Raw genomic sequence first — 12025 nt, forward strand, 5'->3', positions numbered from 1 at the left:
TCTTCGTCGGGGCATAGCGCAGCCTGGTAGCGCATCTGGTTTGGGACCAGAGGGTCGTAGGTTCGAATCCTGCTGCCCCGACCATTTAAAGTTTAACGTAAGTATCGTATCTACCCGGATACAACCCTTAGTCGGGGCATAGCGCAGCCTGGTAGCGCATCTGGTTTGGGACCAGAGGGTCGTAGGTTCGAATCCTGCTGCCCCGACCATAATTTGTAATACTTATTTTATTACTGGTATTGAGCAACACTGTATCTACCCAGATACAACCCTTAGTCGGGGCATAGCGCAGCCTGGTAGCGCATCTGGTTTGGGACCAGAGGGTCGTAGGTTCGAATCCTGCTGCCCCGACCACTTATATATTACTGCTCTAACTACTAGATGATTTACACTCCCTTTTTTCGTTTATATGATTTTTCATACAAACAATACTGTTTTTCAGCACCTCCCCTTCGCTGAACCTTAACAGAAGTTATTTCGTTATTCACCGGGGTATACATCACCGTCTGTTTTATCTTGTATACAGCTACTCCGGATTTTTTTCTCATACACTCTCTGTTATTCAACATGACTTCTCGGCGCTCTCTGTTATCAAATTCGTTAGACTTAGCCACGCCTGATCATTGCAGATGCTCAAGCCAAACAGCCATGACTGATGCCTTACTTATCATTAATAGATAATTAGTAGCCTTGATAACGATTTAGACTGACAATAGCGTTTCATTTATGTCTAATATAATCATTGCGAAACACTCAGGTCGACCGCCTAACCTAGGCCGTCAAAGACTGCATATCAAGGATAAGATATGACAACAGAGCAAGCTTATTTCTTTACCGTAGCGCTCATCAATCTAGTGTTAGCTTTTTCAGGCACGCGAATCAAAAACCCGGAAGGCAAACAGCGCTCTACATTCTTCTTCACGGTGGCAATTACCGCAAATTGCCTAAGCTGGTTTCTATATATATTCGATATCGGCGTACCGCTGAAAATTGTCTCCGCCATCCTATCAACCACCTTTATTTGGGGTATGGTGGTATTTAGTTATCGACGATGCGAATCCCCTATACCTAGCGTACTGATAGCTTTCCTCTTCATACTCAACTGCTTGGCATTAGGGTACTTCACCTATACAACGCAGCCCTACAATGCACTCCACGTTAGCGCTATTTTTGTCCCCTTAGCACTATTTATCATGGCCTACCTGTTTCTTAACATAAAAATGTATGGTTCCCCTCATGATTGCAACATAGATTTGTGATCGTGAGGTGGTTTTGCGCTAATGTATTCGGAGTCTTAAGTTGGGAAGCTTTTATTCCCGCTCCACGATGAGCATCCGCGCCAGATAGCCCTTAAAAAGCCGACAGCCTATAACAGCTGTTTTTTATGACAGGTTTACTACCCAGACGGTCAACCGTTTTCATCATCACGCTCTATTATTGCAAACCTGATTAAACTTGTTGCACCTGATAAGGCTCATTCTTACTTAAAATGGCATAGGCTATTCTCGATAGCTTATTCGCTAAGGCAATGCACACTGTATTAAATGATTTTTTTGCGCGTAGTTTTCTTAGCCAGTCGTACATTACGCCTCGATAACTGTCTAATCGCGATAAGATCGCTCTCGCACCCTGTACCAGTAAACACCTGAGGCGCTTATTACCTCGTTTACTAATACCTAATAATGTCGGTTTTCCTCCTGTTGAATATTGCCGTGGCACCAACCCTAACCAGGCAGCCATTTCCCGACCGTTTTTAAACTGATGCGCATTGCCTACTTCTGCCGCTAACTGGCTTGCTGTCATGTCACCAATGCCTGGAACCGTTTTTAATAGCTGACAACGACTACTTTCCTTAACCTGTTTAACGATTTTTGCGTCCTGAGCGGCGATTTTTTCATTTAAGTAACAGTAGTGATCATGCATCACCTGAAGCTCACCAATGATGGCTGGGCATAGTGTTACTTTTTGCATACTTAACCATGAAAACAGTCTTTTCATGGCCGAGTGCCCACGCGGGAAAGATAATCCAAACTCTAATAATAACGCACCTATACGCGACATACAGGCGGTACGATCGGCGACAAAGCCTTCACGCACTCGGTGTACGATGAGCTGACTTTGTGACTCAATCGACTTAACGGCGACAAAACGCATGTCAGGACGACGGGCCGCTTCAGTAATCGCCAATGCATCGATAAAGTCATTTTTGTTGCCTTTAACGAAAGGTTTAACGTATTGAGGTGGGATTAATCGAACGTCATGGCCATGATCCAAGCAGAGGCGACCTAACCAATGAGCACCGCCGCAGGCCTCAAATGCAATGAGACATGGTGGGAGTTGAGCGATAAACGTAATGAGTTTTTGACGAGAGAGTTTCTTTTTGCAAACTTGCTGATCTTGGGCGTCACGACCCATTAAATGAAAAGAAGACTTGCCTAAATCGATTCCAAGGACTTTGATATACATGAGATGGTTCTCCTTGTTGGTTTCGTCACCTTTCCAGCATAGCTGGTTAAAAGCGAGGGGAACCATCTCATTAAGCCTCGAAACTCCTCCGACGTCATTATGGCTTACGCCTGCGGCTTGATGGGGATCATTGTTGCTGCCCGCTCACTACTGCTGATCATCGCACCGAACATTTTTACCACCACCATCATTGCCTCACAAATCATATGGCCGGCATTTAGCGTTATCAGTGGTGTTTTTACTCTGTTAAGCTTTACCGAAGACATTCAACTCAAACTCCAAAAAGAATCTAGTACCGATCAACTCACGGGGCTGGCTAATCGACGCAGTATGGATCAAGCCCTCAAACAGGAATGGTCAAGAGCAGATCGCCATCAACGATGCTTGTCCGTAGTGATGCTAGATATCGACTTTTTTAAACACTATAACGACCATTACGGCCATCAAGCCGGCGATGACTGCTTAAAACAGGTTGCTCAAGTTCTGCTCAAATCAGGACAGCGTGCGACAGATATCGCCGCACGCTATGGCGGTGAAGAGTTTTTACTCATCCTTCCCGATACCGATAGTGTTACCGCCCAACATATCGCCATAAAGATATGCACATCCATTGAAGCGCTCAACATAAGCCATCAGCATTCCCCCTTCGAGCGGGTTACCGTGAGTGCGGGCATTGCTACGCTATCTAAGCAAAATTATAAAAATATTCGCAAACTACTATTGGCCGTCGATGCCGCACTCTATCAAGCCAAAAACAATGGCCGCAACCAAGCGCTGTTAGCGTCCCCATGCTGAATCAATACAACTTACTAACAGTGCTACCTATACCTACACTCTGACCACAGACCAAACTTCAATTTAATAAACCAAGATAGCGGTATCTGCTCACCCATGATGCAATCAATACATTTTCTATTTAAGAAAAAACCATAAAATATTTGTTATCATTGTCATTCTTACCTAGCAGCATCCCTCTCAGGGCACAATATCTATAAAAAAACAGTCACCACGAGTAATGAAAAAATATGATTTTCTCAGCAAAAAAAAATATCAATAGCGACAATCAACGCAGGCAATTTATTGTCGTCGGCGTCCAGAGAGGCGGAACGTCTGCAATAGCATTGGCCCTTCAGGCACTAGGTATATCTCTGGGAAATAATTTTCATGAACCTATTTATGAAGACCTAGATATGGCGGCCGCATTTCGCGCCAAAAACTGGAAAAAGCTAAAAAAACTAATAGTTGCACATGAGCTAAAACACACAAAATTTGCTTGGAAACTTCCTGACAGCAACACTCAACTTCGAAGGATTTCGAAGCTCTTCTCAAATCCCAGTTTTATCTATATCTATCGAGACATCTTTGCCATTGCTAGTCGCAAACAAACCGCTGCGGATGTTGAACTCATCGAAGCCATGCAAACAGGCCTTTCTGCCTATAGTCGTATCATAAAATTTAGTGACAAATATGACTATCCTGCACTGCATATATCCTATGAAAAGTTATTATTAGAGAAAAAGGCTCACTTGATAAAATTAGCTGATTTTTGCGATATTCAGGCATCAGAGGACTTAATTAATCAAGTTAGCGAAGCCATTGAACCTTCACCACAGCGCTATAACCAATGGGTAGACATATCACGACAAATTACAACTTTAAGCGAGGCGGGCTATGATGGCTTTATCGACAACATATCGACCAACCGAATTTCAGGCTGGATTATTAACAAAAACTCAGATAGTCCTATTTCTGTAGACCTCTTCGTTAACAATCAATTTATCACTGATCTCGTTTGCGATGAGTTTCGAGGAGATCTGGTTGTAGCAGGTAAAAGCAACACCGGAAATGCAGGTTTTAATATTGAGCTGCCAAATGTGACGTTAAACAGTGGCGACCATGTCAAACTTCAGCCTAAAGGGGCAGATATCAGCCTATGGGGGCATTTCTAATAATGCGCGATATCAAACCGGCCGCTATCATCTTTCATGGTCAACAAACCAAAGTGCCCATTGACAAAGTCTCATAACTCTATATAGTGATGAATAGCTTAGAAAAAGTCTATTTTTTAACCATTTGTTGTCGTTGTATTACTCTCGTTATTTTACTTAAGTATTCTCGTCCCACTGTTTTTAAATTCCAGTCTTATTTTTTCGCTAGCTATCAGGCCAAACCTGCCCTGCATTTGAGCATCAATCCTGCGTCTATCAAAACGCTGAATCAATATCGAATACAGCCGCTTAAATTCTCAGGATCTCAGGAATTGTCCCGATCAATGCCCACGTTGTGACAAAGCGACTAAAACCGTGAGTATTGACTGTTTCTAATGTTACAACATTGGATCAAAATAAAGGTCGCTTGCTGAATAACAGTGCTGCGGGTACTGCGCAGCAATACATAGTTTTGTCATCTGTCGGAGATACGATATAACCCATCTCTGCATGATATTTTTGGTTTTCAGGCGGAGGCCGCAACCGTGAGTTGCAGCTTCGCGCTGAATATTCGGCTAAACAGAGCCGTTCTGAACACCAGCCCAATTTAATTCACTCTGCGAAATGAGTGATACCAGCGCCACTTTCCCGGTTATAGATAAGCTGCATCAGCAGTGAGTTCGAGCCATTCGGATAGCCAAGCGCTGGTTTATTTGAGAAAAGAATGAGTAATCATATTAAAACTGCCATCAATGCCGAAGATTTTGAAAAATATAGCAACCCAATTCCTGGCCGGGAATACATCATGGGATTGTTCGATGAACCAGGAAAGTTCCTCAACCGAGAGCAGCTCGGTAAAACCCTTAAATTATTTGAAGATGAAGAAAAAGAAGCCCTACGCCGCCGTTTGCGTGCGATGGAGCGTGATGGCCAACTCAATTTTGATCCACGTAAAGGCTACAGCCTACTCACCCAAGACGATCTGATTGAAGGTACGGTTATTGGTCACCCCGATGGCTTTGGCTTCTTATCGATAGACGGCCCTGGCGATGATCTATATCTGCACGAAAGTCAGATGCTGAAAGCCTTCCCTGGTGATCGCGTACAAGCTCGTATTAGCGGCATCGACCGTCGTGGACGCCAAGAAGCCCAGATCATAAAAGTGCTTGAACAAAATATGACTCAGGTCGTTGGTCGCTTACGGGTTGATGATGGCGAATACTTTTTACAGCCTGAAAATAGCCGTATGCGCAATGAGATCGATATTCCCGATGATCAACTCAATGGCGCTGAAGCGGGACAGTATGTCACCGTAGAGATTACCGAATACCCTTGTAATCGTTTTAATGCCGAAGGCAAGGTTGTTGAACTATTGGGCGACTCTATGGCGCCGGGTATGGAAATTGATGTTGCCATTCGTAACCATGACATCCCACACAAGTGGCCTCAGGATGCACTGGATGCAGCCGACGCCTTAGGCGATGAAGTCAGCACTTCTGATAAACAGCACCGCGCCGATCTACGGGCACTGCCTTTCGTCACCATTGATGGTGAAGATGCACGAGATTTCGATGATGCCGTCTATTGTGAAAAGCGTAAATCTGGCGGCTGGCGTCTATTTGTGGCGATTGCCGATGTGTCACACTATGTTGTGCCCGGTAGTCCGTTAGATGTCGAAGCCGCTGAACGAGGCACCTCAGTTTACTTCCCTGGCCATGTAGTACCCATGCTACCTGAAGCACTGTCCAATGGCCTATGCTCACTGAACCCCAATGTCGACCGTCTAGTCATGGTCTGCGAAATGTCGATCAATAATGCCGGCAAGATGACCAGCTATACGTTTTCAGAAGGGATCATTCACTCCCATGCCCGCCTAACCTATACCCAGGTTGGTGCACTCGTATCTGCGCCAGAAACCGGGCTTGGCAAAGACGTCGCACACAAACATGCTGACGTGGTGCCGCATCTACACGCCCTTCATCACCTCTATGCGGTATTAAGAAAAGCCCGCACTAAACGTGGCTCTATCGATTTTGAAAAGCAGGAAGTGCAGTTCAAATTTACCGAAGACCGTAAGATCGATCAGATCGTACCGGTGGTGCGTAACGATGCGCATAAAATGATTGAAGAGTTTATGCTCTGCGCCAACGTAGCCACGGCACAATTCCTCGAAAAAGTGAACCTGCCTGCGCTGTACCGGGTTCATGAAGGTCCGGTCGAGAAAAAACTGACTAACCTCCGAGCTTTTCTAAGCGAAAGAGGCCTCAACCTCGCCGGTGGTGAAAAACCAACACCGGCCCATTACGACCGGTTGCTGAAAAGCCTTGGCGACCGTCCGGATGCTCAGATTATCCGTACAATGATGCTGCGCTCGTTGAGTCAAGCCGAGTATAGTTCTGACAACCAAGGCCACTTCGGCTTGGCTTACCCAGCCTATGCTCACTTTACCTCACCGATCCGCCGCTACCCCGATCTACTGGTTCACCGTGCTATTCGTTCGGTTATTCGTCGCAGTGAAACAGGTAGTATTTTAAGTCGCACGCTGAAAAAACTGACCGGCACCGCTGACTCGGTTCACCGCGTAAAAAGCGCCGCGCCTCTTGAGCAAACTAAAAGCTACCCTTATGACCTCACAGCCATGAAGAGTATGGCTGAACATTGTTCACTGGTATCTCGCCGCGCCGATAAAGCCGGCTGGGATGTTGAAGCTTGGTTGAAGTGCGAATACATGCAAGACCATGTCGGTGATGTCTTTAGTGGTGTCATTAGTACGGTCACCAACTTCGGTCTGTTTATCGAACTGGATGACACTCAGGTGGAAGGCTTAGTGCATGTCACCGCGCTGAACAACGATTACTACCAGTTCGATGCCGCCCAGCAACGCTTAGTTGGTGAACGCACGCGAGTTAACTTCGGTATTGGCGACAAGATCGAAATTCGCGTGGTACGGGTCGATATGGATCAGCGTAAGATCGAATTTGAACTAGCTTACAAAGACGATGCCGCTGCATCCACTAAACCGAAGGCTCGTAAAGGCCGCGGCAAAGGTAATCGTAAATACAGCAAGAAGTAATCGGCTAATCGCTAGGGAGCCTGCCATAGGCTCCCGGTGTTAATCTAGTAATGCGATAACAGGTCTCGCTTGCTCCGGTTCATATCCTAACGTTCTTAAAAACCTACCCGTTGGCCAACCAAACACTCTGATAGGGGGCTAACTCAAGATCACCCAGAAGGTCGGTATAATGCTGTCCACTGAGTAAATCTAACCAGTCCTGGGTACTAATCAAATTCAGATCCGATAGTGATAAAGTGGCCGGTTCGGCACTGATATTATTCAAACAAAAGATATTCTGCGTTCGATCAACACTCTGGCGCCAAAAACCAAACACCTGCTCACCTAAGTGCAGCGTAAACTGCGTCCCATTAGGGTGAAATGCTTTCTGTCGCGCACGAATAGCAATTAACGACTTTAGGGCATTAAACACCCGGTAATGATGGGTTGTATTATCAGCCAACAACACCTCTAACGCACTATAGTCCCACTGATGGCGATTAATCGAGCGGGAGTGGCCAGTCATGGCAACCCGGTCATGATCGTTCAGCGTGCCGAGCAGACTGTGAAGGTAGATACCCGGAATACCTTCCAGCGCCAACATAATACGATGGGCGCAGATAAAACGTGCTTCGCCCCAGCTATCTTTTCCCTCCGTCGTTCCTTGTAATGCCTCAAATAGGGCGATATTAATTTCGTAAGGTTTTTTACCGCCATCATCCAACGCCCGCCAAGAGACATGCCCACCAAAGTTTTGCATCGTTTCGATTATCAGCTCAACCTCGCTATCAGGCAGAATACCCTCCACCGGGCGAAGCCCAATACCATCATGGGAGGCAATAAAGTTAAAGAAACAGGTACCATCCTGCGCCGGTGGCATACTCATCATCCACTGCTTTAGATAGAAATTCTGGCCCGTGATTAAAGCATGCAACAATAACGGCGGCAGTGAGAAGTTGTAGACACAGTGAGCCTCGTTGGCATTACCGAAATAGGATAAATTCTCCCGACTGGGAATATTGGTCTCGGTGATAATCATTGCCGTCGGGCAAGCATACTCAATCAATGTTCTAAACAACCGCACTACTTCATGGGTTTGTTCCAAATTAAGACAACGACTACCCGCCTCTTTCCACAGAAACGCTATCGCATCCAAGCGAAAGATATTCACCCCCTGATCGAGATAGAAGCGAATAATGCGCACAAACTCTTTTAACACCGCCGTATTACGAAAATCAAAATCCACTTGATCGTGGCTAAAGGTACACCACACATGCTTCACTCCTTCCTCGGTTTCAACTGCGCGCAACAGTGGACTGGTACGCGGCCTTACAACCTGTGAAAGGTCATCCGTAGGGCTAGCGGTGAAAAAGTAATCATGACCAACACCCTCCCCCTTAATAAAGTTGGCAAACCACTCACTTTCACCTGAACCATGATTGATAACCAGATCTGACATCAATCGGTATTCTCCTGAGAGCCGCTGAATATCCTGCCACTCTCCCACCGATGCCCGTACCTGATAATAATCACTCACGGCAAAGCCATCATCCGAGCTATATGGGAAAAACGGTAGCACATGTACACCACTAATAACCCCGTCGCACTGCTCATTGAGAAAATGATGCAGAGTACTCATCGCCCGCTCATCAGGTCGATGGAGACTATCACCGTAGGTGATCATAATAATATCTTGCTGACTCCAATGGTTTTTAAACGGCATAGGAAGTTGCTCGACACTGCCGAGACGCATGATAGAGATTAGGTCCGATACCAGGTGAGTGATCTCCTGCGCTTCAAATGAGCAATAGATATTATGCAGATGATTTTCAATCTGACTGACTAGCTGATCACTGGCATTATTGAATACGCTATCCATATTACTCCGCCATAAACTCTTGATGATCCAACTCAACCGCTTCGATTAAACGATCAAACACATCGGGCATGGCACTGGAAACCCGACTCCAACTAGGAATAAAAGGGGTTTCCATCGGGTTACTCAAGAACTGCTCACCGGCGGAAATGATATTGCGAGAGAACATCTCTACCGCCATTTCTTCAGCATGAATATCCAGTTGCAGGCCATTCATCACCGCATCATTGTGATAGGTTTCAACGAAATCTAAGGCGATACGGTAATAGGTCGCTTTGACTGAACGGAAGGTTTCGCTATTAAAAGTATGCCCTTGAGTGGCTAGCTTACGGAACAATGATTTGGTGATATCGATCGACATCTTCGACAGGCCCGCCTGCATATCATCAAGGGAGAGATCTTGATGCTTATGATCGTATTGGTCGGCAATATCCACCTGACAGAGTCGGTTGTTAGCATAGTTACGGTGCATCTCTGACAGCACACCGATCTCCAAACCCCAGTCGCTTGGTATACGGATATCACTCAGTACATCACGCCGAAAAGAGAACTCCCCCGCTAACGGATAACGAAAGCTATCGAGAAACTGCAGATATTCGATTTCACCGAAGACCCTCTTCAACGCTCGCAGCAGTGGCGTCACCAATAGACGACTCACTCGCCCATTGATCTTGCCATCAGATACTCGGGCGTAAAACCCTTTGCAGAACTCATAGTTAAATTGCGGATTGGCTACCGGATAGATCAACCGGGCCAACATCTCACGACTGTAAGTGGTGACATCGCAATCGTGCAATGCCACTGACTCGGCCCGCCCTGAGGCCAAAATATACCCCATGCAATACCACACATTACGCCCTTTGCCCGCCTCCTTTGGGGCTAGCTTTAGGGCTTGCAACTCGGCATCCAATGCCCGTAAACGCGGTCCATCATTCCAAAGAATACGATGATGCTGAGGGAGCTTGCTAAAAAACTGCCGGGCATAACGAAACTGCGCTTCATTGGCCCGGTCCAGTCCAATCACAATTTCAGACAGGTATGGCACCTGGCTTATTTCATCAATAATATGCGCCAGCGCAGGCCCTTCCAACTCAGAGAATAACGACGGTAGAATCAGGGCCAATGGTCTTTTACGACCGAAACGTGTTAACTCCTCTTCAACCTCCTCAATCGGTCTGTTTGCTAGATGATGTAACGTTGTAATAATGCCATTCTGATAGAAATCACCCATACACATTACTCCTTAGCTTCTTTTGCAGGTATTCAATTGAATTCATCTCTTGCGGTCGCTCTGAGGCACCTAAAAACCAACTCACCCCTTCAACCCAACCATCCGGCCCGGTTTGTTTTGTTCGATAAACATTGAGATGCTCAAACACAGGAGGCTCATGCACCGGTGAACGGATCAACACGGGACAGTCAGCCACCTGTAACATATCGACATCGTTATCACTGTCACCAGCCGCTATGGTTAAAAATTCGCTTTTACCCACTTCATGTGAAATTGAGTCGCGGTATTGTTGATAAAGCCATTGCAACGCCTTCCCTTTATTGCAACCCCCTGTTACATGTAGAAAACGCCCACCTTGTAGCACCGTCGCCCCTGCTCGCCTTAATGTTGTTACGAATAACGATTTACGGCTCTCAGAGCCAAGCCATTTGACCGGCTCACTAAATTCGCGATTATTGGCCCGCGAGGCAGCCTCTGTCGAAAGTCCAGTACATGCTTTTATTCCTTCAACCCCTAAGGAGGTGAAAGTCTCAAACTCGCCCGCAAACTCAGTCGCTTGTGCTGCTAACAGCGTTAACCAATGTTCACGAGGTTTAGAAAATGAGTAACAATAAAAACCATCTACGATAGAGCAGCCACTCGGCGGCAGCGAAAAGTAATCAACGGGGATGAAAATAGCGGCTCCATTCTCAACGACAAAAGGGTCTTCGCTAGCTAACTGCTGACGTAAAACAGACAGTTCAGCACGGGTCTTACTGGTCACAGGAATAACCGGAATTTTAACCGTTTTTAATAACGCCAATAGCGGCTTTGCTGTATCAAAACGATAGCTAAAGTGGTCCAGCAATGAACCATCGAGATCGGTAAAAATTAAAACCTTAGTCGTCATCTCTCACTCCCCTTAGCAACGGCAGTGCACAGCGGTCTAAGCAACAACAAAAACGCACCAATATTGACCATATAGCAACCTTTTAAGCAGAAAACTTTATCCATACATCGGACACTGCAGGAAACATACCGATTTATAAAAACCAATAGAGACAGTGCAATTACCCAGACTCTAGCTATGCTTTATCCATGTCGAAGGACAGTTTGATCGCCGATACAGCGCCGTTTAAGCAATAAACAAGGCTGAAATACCAACTTAATGACCTCAGGAACAGCGAAAATACAGTCAAAAAATAACGAGTTACGTCGAGATTGATGAAACAACCCGATTACTGTGTGCGTAGAACCAGCAATATATCCAAGTAGGCGGGCGAAACAAGGCAGATAGAGGCGGGACAAAGAATGGCCTTAGATTAAACCAGAATGGGGCACCCATTTTACTTAGACAAACAACACAGATATGAAATGAGCGATAGACGTAATGGCCCGCACTAAATTAAAGCAGGTTGAATTTGGCTACTTTAAGATAGTTGGCGTAAAACAAAATTAGTGAAATGTCGTAAACAGTCAATATTCGTGGACAA

The 12025-nt window shown here is 45.8% G+C and carries 8 protein-coding genes and 3 tRNA genes; 7 read left to right on the plus strand and 4 right to left on the minus strand.

Going from position 1 to position 12025, the window contains the following annotated elements:
* Window positions 1-7: 7 nt before the first annotated feature.
* The 4 genes from AC0L4K_RS12615 to AC0L4K_RS12630 all read left to right on the plus strand — a co-directional run bounded on the left by AC0L4K_RS12615 (window position 8) and on the right by AC0L4K_RS12630 (window position 1259).
* Window positions 8-84, plus strand: a tRNA-Pro gene (locus AC0L4K_RS12615).
* Between the two features lie 48 nt (window positions 85-132).
* A tRNA-Pro gene (locus tag AC0L4K_RS12620) sits at window positions 133-209 on the plus strand.
* 68 nt (window positions 210-277) lie between these two features.
* Window positions 278-354: transfer RNA gene (locus AC0L4K_RS12625), tRNA-Pro, on the plus strand.
* Between the two features lie 452 nt (window positions 355-806).
* A complete protein-coding gene (locus tag AC0L4K_RS12630) occupies window positions 807-1259 on the plus strand; it encodes a hypothetical protein (RefSeq protein WP_473266455.1) in 453 nt (150 codons plus the stop codon).
* A 190-nt stretch (window positions 1260-1449) separates the two neighbouring features.
* Here AC0L4K_RS12630 and AC0L4K_RS12635 read toward each other — a convergent pair whose 3' ends face one another.
* Window positions 1450-2466 (minus strand): IS110 family RNA-guided transposase, encoded by a 1017-nt coding sequence (locus tag AC0L4K_RS12635; protein WP_473266457.1) that lies wholly within the window; start codon window positions 2464-2466, stop codon window positions 1450-1452.
* Between the two features lie 99 nt (window positions 2467-2565).
* Here AC0L4K_RS12635 and AC0L4K_RS12640 point away from each other — a divergent pair, with 99 nt between their 5' ends.
* From AC0L4K_RS12640 to rnr, 3 genes are all read left to right on the plus strand, one after another.
* A complete protein-coding gene (locus AC0L4K_RS12640; RefSeq protein WP_473266459.1) occupies window positions 2566-3261 on the plus strand; it encodes a diguanylate cyclase in 696 nt (231 codons plus the stop codon).
* Between the two features lie 230 nt (window positions 3262-3491).
* Window positions 3492-4415: a sulfotransferase gene (locus tag AC0L4K_RS12645; RefSeq protein ID WP_417224052.1), complete on the plus strand. Its 924-nt coding sequence runs from the start codon at window positions 3492-3494 to the stop codon at window positions 4413-4415.
* A gap of 703 nt (window positions 4416-5118) precedes the next feature.
* Window positions 5119-7467, plus strand: coding sequence for a ribonuclease R (rnr, locus tag AC0L4K_RS12650; protein ID WP_417224054.1), 2349 nt, complete (start codon window positions 5119-5121; stop codon window positions 7465-7467).
* A 103-nt stretch (window positions 7468-7570) separates the two neighbouring features.
* Here the strand turns inward: rnr and AC0L4K_RS12655 are convergent, their stop codons facing one another.
* From AC0L4K_RS12655 to AC0L4K_RS12665, 3 genes are read right to left on the minus strand one after another with little or no spacing between them, the layout of a single operon-like run.
* Window positions 7571-9325: a sugar phosphorylase gene (locus AC0L4K_RS12655; protein ID WP_417224055.1), complete on the minus strand. Its 1755-nt coding sequence runs from the start codon at window positions 9323-9325 to the stop codon at window positions 7571-7573.
* A gap of 1 nt (window position 9326) precedes the next feature.
* Window positions 9327-10553 carry a glycosyltransferase family protein gene (locus tag AC0L4K_RS12660; RefSeq protein WP_473266462.1) on the minus strand — a complete coding sequence of 409 codons (1227 nt, stop codon included), beginning with the start codon at window positions 10551-10553 and terminating at the stop codon, window positions 9327-9329.
* A complete protein-coding gene (locus AC0L4K_RS12665) occupies window positions 10546-11442 on the minus strand; it encodes an HAD-IIB family hydrolase (protein ID WP_473266464.1) in 897 nt (298 codons plus the stop codon). Before AC0L4K_RS12665 ends, AC0L4K_RS12660 begins: the two co-directional genes overlap by 8 nt.
* Window positions 11443-12025: the final 583 nt, after the last annotated feature.

The organism is Amphritea sp. GJ51-11, assembly GCF_055808735.1.

Coding starts and splice junctions, on each gene's coding strand:
- AC0L4K_RS12630 (WP_473266455.1), top strand. CDS start 807: ATGACAACAGAGCAAGCTTATTTCTTTACCGTAGCGCTCATCAATCTA.
- AC0L4K_RS12635 (WP_473266457.1), bottom strand. CDS start 2,466: ATGTATATCAAAGTCCTTGGAATCGATTTAGGCAAGTCTTCTTTTCAT.
- AC0L4K_RS12640 (WP_473266459.1), top strand. CDS start 2,566: ATGGCTTACGCCTGCGGCTTGATGGGGATCATTGTTGCTGCCCGCTCA.
- AC0L4K_RS12645 (WP_417224052.1), top strand. CDS start 3,492: ATGATTTTCTCAGCAAAAAAAAATATCAATAGCGACAATCAACGCAGG.
- rnr (WP_417224054.1), top strand. CDS start 5,119: ATGAGTAATCATATTAAAACTGCCATCAATGCCGAAGATTTTGAAAAA.
- AC0L4K_RS12655 (WP_417224055.1), bottom strand. CDS start 9,325: ATGGATAGCGTATTCAATAATGCCAGTGATCAGCTAGTCAGTCAGATT.
- AC0L4K_RS12660 (WP_473266462.1), bottom strand. CDS start 10,553: ATGGGTGATTTCTATCAGAATGGCATTATTACAACGTTACATCATCTA.
- AC0L4K_RS12665 (WP_473266464.1), bottom strand. CDS start 11,442: ATGACGACTAAGGTTTTAATTTTTACCGATCTCGATGGTTCATTGCTG.